Annotated in this window: 12 protein-coding genes; 7 read left to right on the forward strand and 5 right to left on the reverse strand. The window is 66.5% G+C overall.

Features of this window, described 5'->3' with window-relative positions:
* The gene (gene phoR / locus Q8R75_RS01525) at positions 1 to 1,320 is read left to right on the forward strand and encodes a phosphate regulon sensor histidine kinase PhoR (protein WP_305615356.1); all 1,320 of its coding nucleotides are present in this window, start codon (positions 1 to 3) and stop codon (positions 1,318 to 1,320) included.
* 25 nt (positions 1,321 to 1,345) lie between these two features.
* Here the strand turns inward: phoR and Q8R75_RS01530 are convergent, their stop codons facing one another.
* Together Q8R75_RS01530 and Q8R75_RS01535 are read right to left on the reverse strand one after the other, a co-directional pair.
* Positions 1,346 to 2,959, reverse strand: a complete 1,614-nt coding sequence (locus tag Q8R75_RS01530; protein ID WP_305615358.1) for a hypothetical protein — start codon at positions 2,957 to 2,959, stop codon at positions 1,346 to 1,348.
* The gene (locus tag Q8R75_RS01535) at positions 2,956 to 4,506 is read right to left on the reverse strand and encodes a hypothetical protein (protein WP_305615360.1); all 1,551 of its coding nucleotides are present in this window, start codon (positions 4,504 to 4,506) and stop codon (positions 2,956 to 2,958) included. Before Q8R75_RS01535 ends, Q8R75_RS01530 begins: the two co-directional genes overlap by 4 nt.
* Positions 4,507 to 4,663: 157 nt before the next feature.
* Between Q8R75_RS01535 and Q8R75_RS01540 the strand changes: the two genes are divergently transcribed.
* The gene (locus tag Q8R75_RS01540; RefSeq protein ID WP_305615362.1) at positions 4,664 to 5,074 is read left to right on the forward strand and encodes a hypothetical protein; all 411 of its coding nucleotides are present in this window, start codon (positions 4,664 to 4,666) and stop codon (positions 5,072 to 5,074) included.
* Between the two features lie 22 nt (positions 5,075 to 5,096).
* Here the strand turns inward: Q8R75_RS01540 and Q8R75_RS01545 are convergent, their stop codons facing one another.
* Positions 5,097 to 5,984 (reverse strand): DUF3293 domain-containing protein, encoded by an 888-nt coding sequence (locus Q8R75_RS01545; RefSeq protein ID WP_305615364.1) that lies wholly within the window; start codon positions 5,982 to 5,984, stop codon positions 5,097 to 5,099.
* Positions 5,981 to 7,603 (reverse strand): ABC-F family ATPase, encoded by a 1,623-nt coding sequence (locus Q8R75_RS01550; protein ID WP_305615366.1) that lies wholly within the window; start codon positions 7,601 to 7,603, stop codon positions 5,981 to 5,983. Before Q8R75_RS01550 ends, Q8R75_RS01545 begins: the two co-directional genes overlap by 4 nt.
* A gap of 175 nt (positions 7,604 to 7,778) precedes the next feature.
* Here Q8R75_RS01550 and gshA point away from each other — a divergent pair, with 175 nt between their 5' ends.
* From gshA to Q8R75_RS01565, 3 genes are read left to right on the forward strand one after another with little or no spacing between them, the layout of a single operon-like run.
* Positions 7,779 to 9,101, forward strand: coding sequence for a glutamate--cysteine ligase (gene gshA / locus Q8R75_RS01555; protein ID WP_305627229.1), 1,323 nt, complete (start codon positions 7,779 to 7,781; stop codon positions 9,099 to 9,101).
* Entirely contained in the window at positions 9,098 to 10,048 is a 951-nt protein-coding gene (gene gshB, locus Q8R75_RS01560) for a glutathione synthase (protein ID WP_305614395.1), read from the forward strand. Before gshA ends, gshB begins: the two co-directional genes overlap by 4 nt.
* The gene (locus tag Q8R75_RS01565) at positions 10,032 to 11,054 is read left to right on the forward strand and encodes an FAD:protein FMN transferase (protein ID WP_305614382.1); all 1,023 of its coding nucleotides are present in this window, start codon (positions 10,032 to 10,034) and stop codon (positions 11,052 to 11,054) included. Before gshB ends, Q8R75_RS01565 begins: the two co-directional genes overlap by 17 nt.
* A 4-nt stretch (positions 11,055 to 11,058) precedes the next feature.
* Here Q8R75_RS01565 and Q8R75_RS01570 read toward each other — a convergent pair whose 3' ends face one another.
* Positions 11,059 to 12,180, reverse strand: coding sequence for a sensor domain-containing diguanylate cyclase (locus tag Q8R75_RS01570; protein ID WP_305614383.1), 1,122 nt, complete (start codon positions 12,178 to 12,180; stop codon positions 11,059 to 11,061).
* Between the two features lie 251 nt (positions 12,181 to 12,431).
* On the opposite strand from Q8R75_RS01570, the gene Q8R75_RS01575 reads away from it, so the two are divergent.
* Both Q8R75_RS01575 and Q8R75_RS01580 read left to right on the forward strand, forming a co-directional pair.
* Positions 12,432 to 12,521 carry a DUF2256 domain-containing protein gene (locus Q8R75_RS01575; protein WP_305614384.1) on the forward strand — a complete coding sequence of 30 codons (90 nt, stop codon included), beginning with the start codon at positions 12,432 to 12,434 and terminating at the stop codon, positions 12,519 to 12,521.
* Complete coding sequence (locus Q8R75_RS01580; protein ID WP_305614385.1) at positions 12,514 to 14,055, forward strand: cryptochrome/photolyase family protein; 1,542 nt, start codon at positions 12,514 to 12,516, stop codon at positions 14,053 to 14,055. The genes Q8R75_RS01575 and Q8R75_RS01580 overlap by 8 nt, the downstream gene beginning before the upstream one ends.
* Positions 14,056 to 14,063 lie beyond the last annotated feature (8 nt).

Genomic DNA, 14,063 nt, shown 5'->3' on the forward strand with positions numbered 1-14,063 from the left:
ATGCGTGAATTCTGGTTTCGCGTCCTGCTGCGCGCGGCACTGGTTGGCGCCTGCGTGCTGACCGGGCTGATCGCTGGGTCGGTCGTATTCGGATTGGCGCTGGCGGTGGGTGTACTGCTGGCGGGGAGCCTGCGCGACCAGTACGAAATAGGCCGCTTCGATCACTGGCTCAATTCGACCGTCGATACGGCGCTGCCCGATGGCGCCGGTCAGTGGGAATTCCTGTTCGCCAAGCTGGCGCGGCGCGAGCGCAACGCGCGCCATCTGCGGGAAGACCTGCGCAGCCGGCTCGAACGCATGCGCGAAGCCAGCCGAGCGATGCCCGACGGCACGCTCATCATGTCGCGCGACGAGGTGATCGAGTGGCTGAATCCGATGGCCGAGCAGCACCTCGGTCTCGACGGGCAACGCGACATCGGCAGCTCGCTGCTGAACCTGCTGCGTCAGCCGGAGTTCGCCGGCTACCTTCAATCGGGCGACTACACCGAGCCCCTGTTGATGCCTTCGCCGCGCCAGCCTGGCCGCACGCTGCAGATCCGCGTGGTGGCCTTTGGCGACGAGCAGAAGCTGCTGCTGTCGCGCGACATCACGCAGCTTGAAAAGCTCGAAACGATGCGGCGCGACTTCGTTGCCAACGTGTCACACGAAATGAAGACCCCGCTGACGGTGATTCACGGCTTCCTCGAAACACTTGAGGACGCGCTGCCCGAACTGCCGCACGAACAGGCGCTGTCCTTCATCGCGATGGCGCAGCAGCAGTCGGTGCGCATGCAGCGTCTGGTTGATGATCTGTTGACGCTGTCAGCGCTGGAAACCGACGCACCGATGCCGGAAGAAGCGGTCGACATGCGCAATCTGCTCGATATCGTGATGATCGAAACACGTGCGCTGTCCGGCGGGCGGCACGAGGTGCTGCTCGAACTGGACAGCCCGCCCGGCGCGGTCACCGGCTGCGCGCGCGATCTGCGCAGCGCGCTCGGCAATCTGGCCAGCAACGCGGTGCGCTACACACCCGATGGCGGTCGGGTGCGACTGGGCTGGACGGTGGTCGACGGCTGCGGTGTTTTCTCGGTCGAAGACAACGGGATCGGCATCGATGCGCAGCACATTCCGCGCCTGACCGAACGCTTTTACCGGGTCGATCGTGGCCGGTCGCGCGAAACCGGCGGTACCGGTCTGGGTCTCGCCATCGTCAAGCATGTGCTCGAACGCCACCAGGCGACGCTCAATGTCGTCAGCGAACCGGGCAAGGGCAGCTGCTTCACCGTTCGCTTTCCGGCCCGGCTCACATTGAAGCCCATGCAGGCGGTGGCTGCCTAGGTTTTCGCAGGGACCGCACCGCCGGTTACTTGGCCAGCTCGCTGAATGCCACCCGTTCGTAATTGATGCCAAAGGTATTCAGCCGCGTCAGGGTCACGCCGAGCACGGTGTCGTTCACATAGATTTCGAGCGTGCGGTCCTGCTGGAACCAGCCGCGCGGAACGACCAGTGTGGCTTCCTCGCCCATCACCTGCACGGACGGCAGCAGGAAGGCACGGATGAATCGCTCCGCCGGTGCGCCGTCTTCAACCTTGGGCCGTATCGCAATGGCGCGCGGCGTGCCCGGCAGCACATGCAGCCCGACCAGCAGGCGGGCGTCGGCTTCGACCATCAACCAGGACACACGCGCCACTCGCCAGTGCTCGGCATCAGGGCCGAACACGGCGACGATCTGCGCGTGCTCGACCGGGCCGGTGTCCGGTGGCGCGCGCAGGCGATAGCCCATCACGCTGTGGTCGAGCATCGCCCAACGCCGGGTGGGGTAGTGTGCCCGCGCGCTGGCTTGCCTTACCGCCAGACCGGCGCCGTCGTGGGCGCGTTCGCCGAAAGTGGCGATGTCGATGAAATCGCTGTGGCTGTAGATGCGGGCCGGCGGCGGCTGCACGAATTCACTGCCGCTGATCAGAAAATGCATGGCTTCGAAGCCCAGGGCGATATCGATGTCGCCGGCACCGACGCGCCGCTGGAAGCGGCGCGGATTGGCGGCGTGGCACCACGGCTTGTAGAGAAGCAGCAGCAGGCGGCCCGCTGAAACAGGGTGGCAATCAGCGCCCAGACCGAGATGTTCCGGTGACAGACCTTGCTTGAGTCCCGCCACGACGCGCTCGATCTCGCTGGCCAGCCGGGCCGAACCGAGCCGGCGCAGCGATGGCGCGCGGGCGAACACTTCCAGCGGCTTGGCGCCGTTGTCGCGGTTGAGGTCGATGGCATAGGTCTTGGCGTCGGTGCCGCCGAACACCGGCATGATTTCGGTCAGGCTGGCGTACTGGTCGGCCCAGCGGCACACCCATTCGAATTCGCGCGGACTGCGGCCATAAGGGTTCGACAGGTCGATCAGAAGCACGCAGCAGTAGGATTCGGCTGCGCTCTGCGGATAGCCGCCCTCCTTCAGACTGTCGGCCACCGGCTGCGTGGCGAAGCCCCATTCGTCGGCCGTGCTGAAATAACCGTGCAGCTCCAGCCACATGCCGCGCGGGATCGTCCGCCGGGCGCGGAAATACTCGATCACCGCCCGGCCGGCATACAGCACGCAGCGCTGGCAGACCAGCGCGAGCTGCGTGTCGGACAGCGGATGCACACCGGTCTGCTCCGCCGCCTGCGCATAGGCCTGCGCCATGCCCAGCCACAGCGCAACGACCTGGCGCAGCACCGGATCTTCTGCGCCGCCCGGAATCACCGGCCGGCTGCTGTAGCGCACCGCCAGACTTTCCTGCAGGAAATGCAGCGGTGCCCGCATGGCTTCCAGCACGTCGAGATAATCCGGGCTGCGCGGTGGTGTCTGCCTGAGACCGTACAGCAGCCGGGTCAGCGTATCGCGCACCCGCGGCACATTGGTCAGCGGCAATTCCGCTATCAGTGTCTTGCACTGGCGGGCGTCGCGGTAGTTCAGTGTGCCGGGGAGGGGCGGAATGTCGGTCATGCTGCCGGCTCGATGCGCGCGAGATCAAAATCGGCGCCGCGTTCCAGCGATTCAACCAGTCGCACGCGCCGCCGGCCCGCGTCACCCGACAGCAGGATGTCGCGCGACTTGCGATACCAGCCTGACGGTAGCGCCACGCATTCCGGCTGGCCGATGCGCTCGACGGCCGGCATCAGCAGTCCGTGCCCCTGATGTTCGCCCTGGCCGTCGGGCGCGCGGGCCAGTCCGACCGGCTGAGGTGTGCCGGCGAGCAGGCTGATGCCGATCTGAAGCTCGATGCCATTGGCCATGACCCAGCAGATATGGGCCAGCATGAACTGGCTTACATTGTCCGGCCGCACCGCCAGCAGCATGCCGTTGCTCACGCGCATGCCGTCGCCGCCGATGCGACGGCCCAGCCGCAGACCGGTGGCGCTGTCGTCGAGGATGCGCCAGTCTTCCACCAGATAACCAGTGGCGGTGGTGGCGGGCGCGCTGGCCGATTGCACGGAGTCGAGTGCAGCGGCGCCACCGCCAAGAAACTGCTGCACCGCCAGCATGCCGACGACCACCGATGCATTCTGCTGCAGCGGCCGCCTCGGTTCGGCGCGTGTCAGGCCACCGCGGCAGCAGTGCGTGTGCAGGTGGCGCAGCAGGCGGTCCGCCTGGGCCGGGCTCAGTTCGTCGCCCAGACGCAGGGCGACCGGCGTTTCACCCTGCGCAAGCAGACCCAGGCGCTTGCGGATGCCGTGTGAAAACTCGTCCAGCACCAGCCAGCGCAGCGAGCTTTCGCGCTGCGCTGCACGCGCGATCGCCTCGTCGCTCGACAGGTCGAGCATCAGCGGCGGCAGCGCGCACTGGTGGATCGCAGTGTCGAGCAGCGCCACCTTGCCCGACCACTTGCCGAGCCAGCGGTACAGCATGCGCAACTGGCGGTGCGTCAGACCGAACGGGCTGGCGGTGTGCATCAGAACGCACAGCACATAGGCGGCGCGCACGCTGGTGGGCCGTTCTTCATTCAGCGTGTCGTCCTGGATCTTGCGTTCGGCCGCCCCAAGCTTTTCTGCCGCTTCATAGCAGGCATGGGTGCGCCGCCAATAGCCGGCCGGTGGCAGATGGGCGGCGCGCATCGCGTCGAGCTGCATCTGAGACAGCGCGCTCAGCGCGCGGTGTGCAATCAGCCCGACCTGTCCGGCGACGCCGCCGTCGCCATCAAGCGCCGCGGCCAGGCAGTGCAGGTAGGACGTTGCCAGCGCATCCCACATCGCCTGATTGGCATCGAAGGCTGCGCGCTCGCCGGCCGATAGCGGCAGCGGCCGGCCGACAAAGCGGCTCGACGCGCCGGCTTGCGCGTGCAGCACGGCAGCGCGCAGCTCTTCGATCACACGCAATCGCTCGCCCGGCGTCATGCGAAAGCGGTTCAGCAGATTGATCTGGCCGAGCAGGCTGGCCTGCGCGTTCAGTGGCTGCGTGCTGTCGAGCTGCTGCAGCCAGTCGCGCGCCGCCCGGGCCGAGCCGAGCTCGGGCGGGTGCGTCAGTGCGGTGGCAGGCAGGGCGAACGGGTGCATTGCGATCTTGCAGCGGATACCGATACCTGATTCTATGTGCCTGCCGCTGTTTGCGTGCGCGCACCCGTCCTGATCGCGCGCTTTTTTTGACCGGCTGCGGCATCGCAACCTGCGGGCATGCGCTGCCTGTGCCAAGTCACCAGACCGGGAGATCGACATGTTATCGAGATGCCTGCTGTGCATCGTCACTGTGGCGTGCTGCCCGACTGCGCTGGCGCAGCCGGTCGAAGGCGCGGACGGACGGCTCACCGACCCGGCCGGCCGGGTGCTGTATACGTTCGATCGCGACGGCGCAGGTGCCAGCGCCTGCAAGGATGAATGCGCCGTGCAGTGGCCGCCTTTTTCCGCGCAGGCCGATACGTCGGCAAAGCCGGCCTTCCCGCTGTTGCGCCGTGACGATGGCCGCCTGCAATGGGCGCATCAAGGCAAGCCGTTGTACTACTTTGTGGGGGATGTGAAACCGGGCCAGGCCAGCGGCGACGGCCTGGGCGGCACCTGGCATGTCGCGCGCACCCGTCCTGCGGCGACACCGGACGGCGGGCCCGATTACAGCCCCAAAGGCTACTGAGCGGCGCTGCCTGCCCGCGGGATCAATTGTCTTTCGGGCGCACGCACCACATCAGCCGTGCCATGTCGCCCGCTTCGCCGCACAACACCGCGTTCTGTCCGAAGGCGGCGCCTATCCGCATCGCTTCCTCAGGGCTGAGGCCGGCGCACAGCAGCGCCGGTTCGGTCCAGCCGGCGACGCCGTCGTCCGGCCAGTTCATGGCTTCGCATACCGGCAGGCCGCGCTGCATCAGCAGCGCGCGCAGGGCGGTGTGCGCGGCATGGTTGGCGTCTTTTTCGCAGCGCGATGACCACGGATTGGCGGCGGAAATGACCGCCCAGCGGTTCTGTCCGTGTTCGGCCAGCCAGTGCTCGAGCAGCGGTTCCGGCGTGCCGATGCGCAGCGTGGCCGGACCGCCGGGCAGGTCGGCCGCATAGGCGGTGCCTTCGTAGGCCGCGACCAGCTCGGGCGTAACCGCCACCACCGGCAGCCCCAGCCGCGCCAGCAGCGTGGCGCGCCATAGCGCGGCGGGTATCCGCGGGCGGGTCGCGCCTTCGCGCTGCTTCGCACTCCAGACCGACCCCGGAAAATGCGCGTCGTCCGGCCAGCGGGCGATGACGTGCCAGTGCAGGTGCGGCACCATGTTTCCGAGGCTGCCCAGGTTGATCTTGTCCGGCTGGGCGATTTCACGCACGGCGCGTTCGACCTGCCACACCACCTCCATCAGGTGCTGGCGGTCGGCGTCGCCCAGATCGGTCATTTCGCGCGCATGCGTGTTCCAGACCACGCGCAGGAAGGCCGGGTGGTCGGCATCGCGTGCATCGATGATGCGCAGCCGCTCGTCGCGCCAAAGCCAGTGGTGGCCCGGCGCATCGCCGCAGATCGGACAACGGGCACCAGGGTTGCCGGCGCTCGACGCGTCGGCGCTCAATCTTCGATGCCCTGGCTGGCGAGGTATTCCTCGTAGCCGCCGCGGTAATCGGTGATCTGACCATCGGCGCGCATTTCCAGCACGCGTGTGGCCAGCGTCGACACGAAGGCGCGGTCGTGTGACACGAAGAACAGCGTACCTTCGAACGCGTCGAGACCGGCATTCAGCGATTCGATCGATTCCATGTCCATGTGATTGGTCGGTTCGTCGAGCAGCAGCACATTCTTCCGCTGCAGCATCAGCCGGCCGAACATCATGCGGCCCTGTTCGCCGCCGGACAGCACGCGCACCTTCTTCTTCACGTCTTCGCCGCCGAACAGCAGCCGGCCGAGCGTGCCGCGGATCAGCGTGATCGCGTCGTCGCCCTCGTAGCCGCCCTCGCGCACGTGGCCGCTGATCCAGTCGGTCAGGTTCAGATCACTGTCGAAGTCGGTCGTGTGGTCCTGCGCGAAATAGCCCAGCCTGGCCTTTTCCGCCCACTTGATCGCACCGTGCTGCGGCGCCAGTTCGCCCACCAGCAGCTTGAGGAAGGTGGTCTTGCCGACGCCGTTCTCGCCGATGATGGCCACGCGGTCGCCGCCGTCGAAGGTAGCGGTGAAGCCCTTCAGGATCTGCGGGCCGCCGTCGTAGCCGAACACCACGTTTTCCAGCTCGACCGCCTGACGGTGCAGCTTTTCCTTCGGGTCGTACTCGAAGCGTATCCAGGGATACTGGCGCGAGCTCGGCTTGAATTCCTCGATCTTGATCTTGTCGATCATCTTCAGCCGCGACGTGGCCTGCTTGGATTTGGACGCATTGGCCGAGAAGCGGCGTACGAAGCTCTGCAGGTCGGCCACGCGTTCCTTGGCCTTGGCGTTCGCCGCGGCGACCCGCTCGCGCGCCTGCGTCGATGCCTCGATGTAGTCGTCCCAGGTGCCCGGATAGACGCGGATGGTCGCGTAGTCCAGATCGGCCATGTGGGTGCACACCTGGTTCAGGAAGTGACGGTCGTGGCTGATGATGATCATCGTGCTGTTGCGTTCGTTCAGCACGTGTTCGAGCCAGCGGATGGTGTTGATGTCGAGATTGTTGGTCGGTTCGTCGAGCAACAGCACGTCCGGGTTGGCGAACAGCGCCTGGCACAGCAGCACGCGCAGCTTCCAGCCGGGCGCGACCTCGCGCATCGGTCCGGTGTGCTGTTCCGTCGGAATGCCGACGCCGAGCAACAACTCGCCGGCGCGCGCCTCCGCCGTGTAGCCGTCGTACTCGGCGAACTCGCCTTCGAGTTCGGCGGCGCGCATGTAGTCCTCTTCGGTCGCCTCCGGGTTCGCGTAGAGAGCGTCCTTCTCCTGCATGCAGGTCCACATTTCAGCGTGACCCATCATGACCACGTCGATCACCCGCAGGTCTTCGAAGGCGAACTGGTCCTGACGCAGGAAGGCCATGCGCTCGTGCGGATCGAGCACGACATTGCCGGCGGTCGGTTCGAGCACGCCGGCGAGGATTTTCATGAAGGTCGACTTGCCGGCGCCGTTGGCGCCGATCAGGCCGTAGCGAAAGCCGCCGCCGAACTTGATGCTGACATTGTCGAACAGCGGTTTGGCACCGAACTGCATGGTGATGTTGGAAGCGGACAGCATGGCACTCACGGAAAATTGAACGCGCGGATGCGCAAGAGGCCGGATTGTACCGGAGCGCACCCGGCAAGCTGTCCGGGTCGGCACGTCCCCGAGGCAGCCGCGCAGACCGCGGGGGTAACGCAGGGGTACAATTCGCGGCCTGAATTTCAATGCGGATCGCGACCGCCCAACGCCCATGGTGCCTCATCTGACCACCGCGCTCACCGGCCCGCTGCTCGCGCTGGAGCGCTGCTTCCTGGAACGCCAGACCGATATCGAACAGTGGTTCCGTTCGCAGTGGCTGGAGCACTCGCCACCCTTTTATGCCTCGGTCGACCTGCGCAACGCTGGCTTCAAGCTGGCGCCGGTCGATACCAATCTGTTTCCCGGCGGCTTCAACAATCTCAACGCTGCCTTTCTGCCCTTGTGCGTGCAGGCGACGATGACGGCGATAGAAAAGCTGTGTCCCGAAGCGCGCAACCTGGTGCTGGTGCCCGAAAACCACACGCGCAACCTGTTCTACCTGCGCAATGTGGCGAGGCTGGCGCACATCCTGAAGCTGGCCGGGCTGCACGTGCGCATCGGCAGCGTGCTGCCGGACATTGCCGCGCCGACCACGCTGGACCTGGGCGACGGCCAGAGCCTGCTGCTCGAACCGCTGATCCGCCTGCCCGGCGGGCGGCGCATCGGTGTCGAAGGTTTTGACCCGTGCGCCATCCTGCTCAACAACGACCTGTCGGCCGGCGTGCCCGAGGTGCTGCAGAACGTGCGCGAACAGACCGTCATTCCGCCGCTGCATGCCGGCTGGACGACCCGTCGCAAGTCGCAACACTTCGAGGCCTACAGCGAGGTGGCGCGCAGCTTTTCGTCAGTCATGGACATCGACCCCTGGCTCATCGATCCCATGTTCGATGTCTGCCACGACATCAACTTCCATGAGCGCAGCGGCGAGGAGTGTCTGGCGACGCGGGTCGGTGCGCTGCTCGCGCGCATCCGCGACAAGTACGCCCAGCACAGCATCGACCACGATCCCTTCGTCATCGTGAAGGCCGATGCCGGCACCTACGGCATGGGCATCATGACGGTGCGCGACCCGTCCGAAATCGTCGGCCTCAACCGCAAGCAGCGCAACAAGATGGCTGTCATCAAGGAAGGCATGGAAGTCAGTTCGGTGCTGATCCAGGAAGGCGTACCCACCTTCGAGACGGTCGATGGCGGCGTTGCCGAACCGGTGGTGTACATGATCGACCGCTACGTCGTAGGCGGTTTCTACCGCGTACATGCCGAGCGCGGTCGCGACGAAAACCTGAACGCGCCCGGCATGCACTTCAAGCCGCTGGCGTTCGAAGCCTGTTGCACAATGCCCGACCCGGGCTGCGAGCCGGATGCGCCGCCGAACCGGTTCTATGCCTATGGTGTGGTAGCGCGCCTTGCGCTGCTGGCGGCCAGCATCGAACTTGACCGCGGCCTGCCGCTCGACGGTCACGATGAAGCCATCGAAACAGGGCTGCGCGGCTGATCATGCAATTCGCCTTCATCGTCGATCCGCTCGACGCGCTCAAGCCAGTCAAGGATTCCAGCATCGCCATGATGCGCGAGGCGGCACGCCGCGGTCACGAAATCTGGACCGTGCAGCGCGGGGCGCTGAGTCTGTCGGGCAGCGAGCTGTCGGCGAGCGCGCTGCGCATCGACCTCGCGCAGGGCGACCAGCCCTGGTACAGCCCGGCCGGTGCCGAGATGCGCGCGTTGCGCGACTTCGACGCCGTGCTGATGCGCCAGGACCCGCCGTTCGACTTCGAGTACATCACCGCCACCTGGATGCTCGAGCGCGCCGTGGCAGGCGGGGCGCGCGTGTTCAACCATCCGCGTGCGGTGCGCGATCACTCGGAGAAGGTTTCGATCTGCGAATTTCCCGACCTGATCACGCCGACGCTGGTCACGCGCGATGTCGCGGCGATCAATGCCTTCATCGACCTGCATCGCGACAGCATCCTCAAACCGCTCGACGGCATGGGCGGCTCGCGCATCTTCCGCGTGCGCGCCGATGACCCTAACCGCAATGTGATCATCGAAACGCTGACCGGCGACGGCGGCGACACGCTGATGGCGCAGCGATTCATACCGGACATCGCGCAGGGCGACAAGCGCATCCTGCTGATCGATGGCGAGCCGGTGCCGTTCTGCCTGGCGCGCATCCCGAAGGCCGGCGAGACGCGCGGCAATCTCGCGGTCGGCGGGCGCGGCGTGGCGCAGCCGCTGTCCGAAGCCGACTGGCGGATCGCCCGCGCGCTCGGCCCGGTGCTCGCCGCGCGCGGCCTGCTGCTGGTCGGGCTGGACGTGATCGGCGACCGGCTGACCGAAATCAATGTCACCAGCCCAACCTGTTTCGTGGAAATCACCGAACAGACGGGCTTCGATGTCGCCGCGATGTTCGTCGACGCGCTCGAACGTGCGGCAACGCGCTAGCGCTGTCTTTGCGCTGCTGTGGCTGTGCGTGCTGCTCGCGGGCTGCGCACGCGATCCGGTCGAGCGGCAGGAATCCTTCGTGTTCGGTACCCGGGTCGAAGTCGTCGTCTACGGCGTCGACCGCGCACAGGCGCGTGCTGCGCTGGGCGAGGTACTGCGTGAATTCGATCGCCTGCACCGCCTGCTGCACGCCTGGCAGCCGTCGGAGCTGACGCGCATCAACGCCGCCATCGCCGCCGGCCAGCCGGCCGCCATCGATGATGAAATGGCGCAGTTGCTCTCTGATGTGAAGGCCACGGCACTGCGCGGCGAAGACCTGTTCAATCCTGCCGCCGGTGCGCTGATCGCCGCCTGGGGTTTCCACGCTGACGAGTTCCTGCCGCGGCGGCCCGATGCGGCGACGCTGGCGGCGTTGATCGCGGCGTGGCCGCGCATGGCCGATGTCGACATCGCCCCCGGGCCGGCTGGCGGTCATCGCCTGAGCAGCCGCAACGTCGCCGTGCAGTTCGACCTGGGCGGCTATGCCAAGGGTTACGCGCTCGACCGCGCGGCCGCGCTGCTGCGTGCGCGCGGTGTGCGCAATGCGTTGATCAATATCGGCGGCAATGTGATGGCGCTGGGCCGCAAGGGCAACCAGCACTGGCGCGTCGGCATCCAGCACCCGCGCAAGTCCGAAGCGCTGGCCAGTGTCGAGCTGCGCGACGGCGAGGCCATCGGCACCTCGGGCGACTACCAGCGCTACTTCGAACTCGACGAAGAGCGGCTGTGCCACCTGATCGATCCGCGCGATGGTCAGCCGGTGCGCCACACCCAGTCGCTGACCGTGCTGATTCCTGCTGCGCCCGGGGCCGGTGCGCGCTCGGACGCCGACAGCAAGCCGCTGTTCATTGCCGGGCGCGACCATTGGCAGGCGCTGGCCGCGCGCATGGGCGTCAGTTACGCGCTGCGCGTTGACCGGGATGGCAGCGTGGCCGCCACGCCGGACATGCAGGCGCGGCTGCGCTGAGCGATCATTTCGCGCCCACTGGCTTGCCCGCGCTGGCTGACGTCCGGTCGGTCGCCGCCTCGACCCGGTTGCGGCCATCGCGCTTGGCCCGGTACAGCGCGTCATCGGCCGCCTTGACCAGGCTTTCGACTGATGTCACCTGCGCACCGATGCTGGCGAGGCCGATGCTCACGGTCAGTGCGTCAGGCGCGCACCATGGACCGGCCTCGACTGCGCGGCGCAGACGTTCGCAGATCTGCCGCGCCAGCCCGGCCGGCGTGTTCGGCAGCATGACGACGAACTCTTCGCCGCCGAACCGCGCAAGATAGTCGGCGCTGCGCAGCGCCGACGCGAGCCTGCGCGCCACTTCACGAAGCACTTCGTCGCCCCGCGGGTGGCCGAAGGTGTCGTTCACCTGCTTGAAGTGGTCGATATCGATCAGTGCAACCGACAGCGGCAGATTCAGCGTCCGTGCGACGCGAAACTCTTCGTTCAGCCGGTCGTCGGCGTCGCGCCGGGAGCCGACGCCGGTCAGCGCATCCACGCGCGCCTCGACCGAGAGTTTTTCGCAGCGCGCTTCCAGTGCATCGTGTTGGCGTATCAGCTGCGATTTCTGGTGTTCGAGCGCCAGCGACGTTTCGCGCAGTTCGCGCACGCGCAACCGCAGATGTATCTGCGCCTCCGCCTGCCGGGCCAGCGCTCTCAACGCCTGCTGTTGCGACGCATCCACCGCGCGCGGACGGTGGTCGATCACGCAAAGGGCGCCCAGCGGCAGCCGGTCCGGCGACCACAGCACTACGCCTCCATAGAAGCGGATATGCGGTTCGCCGACCACCAGCGGACTATCGGCAAAGCGATCGTCGAGCAAGGTATCCGTCACGACAAGCAGACCATCCTGTTCGGTGAACGCATGGGCACACATCGATACATCGCGCGATGTTTCGGTCGCCTGCAGTCCGCAGCGCGACTTGAACCATTGCCGCTCGGCGTCCACCAGAGACACGAGTGCGATCGGTGCTTCGCAGATCTGTGCGGCGAGCATGGTCAGGTCGTCGAATGCCGGCTCGGGGTCGGTATCGAGCAGATCGAGGCGGTGCAACGCGTGCAGGCGCTGCATTTCGTTGGCAGGTATGGGAGCGGCTTTCATCGGTACTCAACAGGTATCGTTGCTGATTTAACGCCTTTTCCGGCTCGACCTTGAGCCGTGATGGGCGTCGTGTTTCCGACGCGACGCCGTGCTGTCGACGGCACCCGACAAAAATACCTTCGTGTGGTGAAACCCGGCAGCGCAATGCCGGTCTTTCTCACGTCCCGTCATTCCGGTGCGTCATGACCATTCATTTCAAAGGAAACAAGCAGTCGTTGCCCAGCCGGCCTTGCGCTGCCTGTGGCCGTGAAATGACGTGGCGCAAATCCTGGGCGAAGAACTGGGAACAGGTGAAGTACTGCTCCGATGCCTGCCGCCGCAAGGGGGTGCCGCATGCCTGAGTTGCGCCATCTGGTGCTGGTGCTGGGTGACCAGCTGGATGCGGAGTCCGCCGCGTTCGAAGGTTTCGATCCGGCGTGCGATGCCGTGCTGATGATCGAGGCGAGCGGCGAATCGACCCGCGTCTGGAGCCACAAGGCCCGCAGCGCGCTGTTCCTGTCGGCCATGCGGCATTTCGCGCAGAACCTGCGCACGCGCGGCTGGACGGTGGACTACCGCGCGCTCGGCGACGACGCCGAAGCGGCGCTGGTCGACATCCTCGCGGCGCGCCTCGCGCAGCACCATCCGCGCAAACTGGTGCTGGTCGAGCCGGGCGAGTGGCGACTCGAGCAGGCGATCCGCGCGCTGTGTTCCAACAGCGGGATGACGATCGATGTGCGCGACGACCTGCACTTCATGATGTCGCGCCAGGGATTCGCCGACTGGGCGCGCAAGTACAAGCAGCCGCGCATGGAGTTCTTCTACCGCCACATGCGCGAACGGCACGCCGTGCTGATGGACGGCGGCGAGCCGGCAGGCGGGCGCTGGAATTTCGACGCCGACAACCGGGCCGGTTTCGGCAAGCGCGGCCCGGGCCTTGTACCCGCACCGCTCGCTTTTCCGCCCGACGACGTGACGCGCGACGTGATCGATCTGGTCGACACACGCTTTGCCGATCATCCCGGCTCGACCGCAGACTTCGACTGGCCGGTCACCCGTGCCGACGCGCTGGCCGCGCTTCTGGATTTCGTCGAGCACCGTCTCGAATTGTTCGGCCACCATCAGGATGCGATGTGGACCGGTCAGCCCTGGCTGTGGCACGCCCGCATCAGTGCGGCGATGAACCTGAAGCTGATCAGCCCGCGCGAAGTGATCGCAGCGGCGGTCGACGCCATGCAGCGTCATCGCCTGCCGCTGCAGTCGGTCGAGGGCTTCGTGCGTCAGGTGCTGGGCTGGCGCGAATTCATCCGCGGCATGTACTGGCTCGACATGCCCGGCCTTCGCCAGGCCAACCATTTCGGCCACGCGCGTGCGCTGCCGCGCTGGTACTGGACCGGCGACACGCAGATGCAATGCATGCGCGCGGCCGTCGGCCAGACGCTGCAATACGGCTACGCGCATCACATCCAGCGGCTCATGGTCACCGGCCAGTTCGCGCTGCTGGCGGAGGTCGAACCGCAGCAGGTCGAAGACTGGTATCTGGCGGTCTATGTCGATGCGGTCGAGTGGGTCGAACTGCCCAACGTCGCCGGCATGACGCTGTACGCCAACGGTGGCCGCTTCACCAGCAAGCCCTATGTCGCCAGCGGCGCCTACATCCAGCGCATGAGCAATTACTGCGAAGGTTGCCGCTACAAGCCGACCGAACGCACCGGCGAGCGCGCGTGTCCGGTCACCACGCTGTACTGGCACTTTCTCGACCGCCACGAGGCGGCCTTTGCCGGCAATCCGCGCACTGCGCTGATGGTGAAGAACCTGCAGCGCATCGGTGATGCGGAGCGCAGCGCGCTCCGCATCCGTGCGGCCGGGATGCTGGAAAACCTCGACCGGCTTTAGGGTCTGCC

It is taken from the genome of Methyloversatilis sp., from assembly GCF_030696805.1.
In the GTDB taxonomy this organism is placed as follows: Bacteria; Pseudomonadota; Gammaproteobacteria; order Burkholderiales; family Rhodocyclaceae; genus Methyloversatilis.

Bases quoted from the DNA above. Each gene is read 5' to 3' on its own strand.
- phoR (WP_305615356.1), top strand. From the start codon at position 1: ATGCGTGAATTCTGGTTTCGCGTCCTGCTGCGCGCGGCACTGGTTGGC.
- Q8R75_RS01530 (WP_305615358.1), bottom strand. From the start codon at position 2,959: ATGACCGACATTCCGCCCCTCCCCGGCACACTGAACTACCGCGACGCC.
- Q8R75_RS01535 (WP_305615360.1), bottom strand. From the start codon at position 4,506: ATGCACCCGTTCGCCCTGCCTGCCACCGCACTGACGCACCCGCCCGAG.
- Q8R75_RS01540 (WP_305615362.1), top strand. From the start codon at position 4,664: ATGTTATCGAGATGCCTGCTGTGCATCGTCACTGTGGCGTGCTGCCCG.
- Q8R75_RS01550 (WP_305615366.1), bottom strand. From the start codon at position 7,603: ATGCTGTCCGCTTCCAACATCACCATGCAGTTCGGTGCCAAACCGCTG.
- gshA (WP_305627229.1), top strand. From the start codon at position 7,779: ATGGTGCCTCATCTGACCACCGCGCTCACCGGCCCGCTGCTCGCGCTG.
- Q8R75_RS01570 (WP_305614383.1), bottom strand. From the start codon at position 12,180: ATGAAAGCCGCTCCCATACCTGCCAACGAAATGCAGCGCCTGCACGCG.
- Q8R75_RS01575 (WP_305614384.1), top strand. From the start codon at position 12,432: ATGACGTGGCGCAAATCCTGGGCGAAGAACTGGGAACAGGTGAAGTAC.
- Q8R75_RS01580 (WP_305614385.1), top strand. From the start codon at position 12,514: ATGCCTGAGTTGCGCCATCTGGTGCTGGTGCTGGGTGACCAGCTGGAT.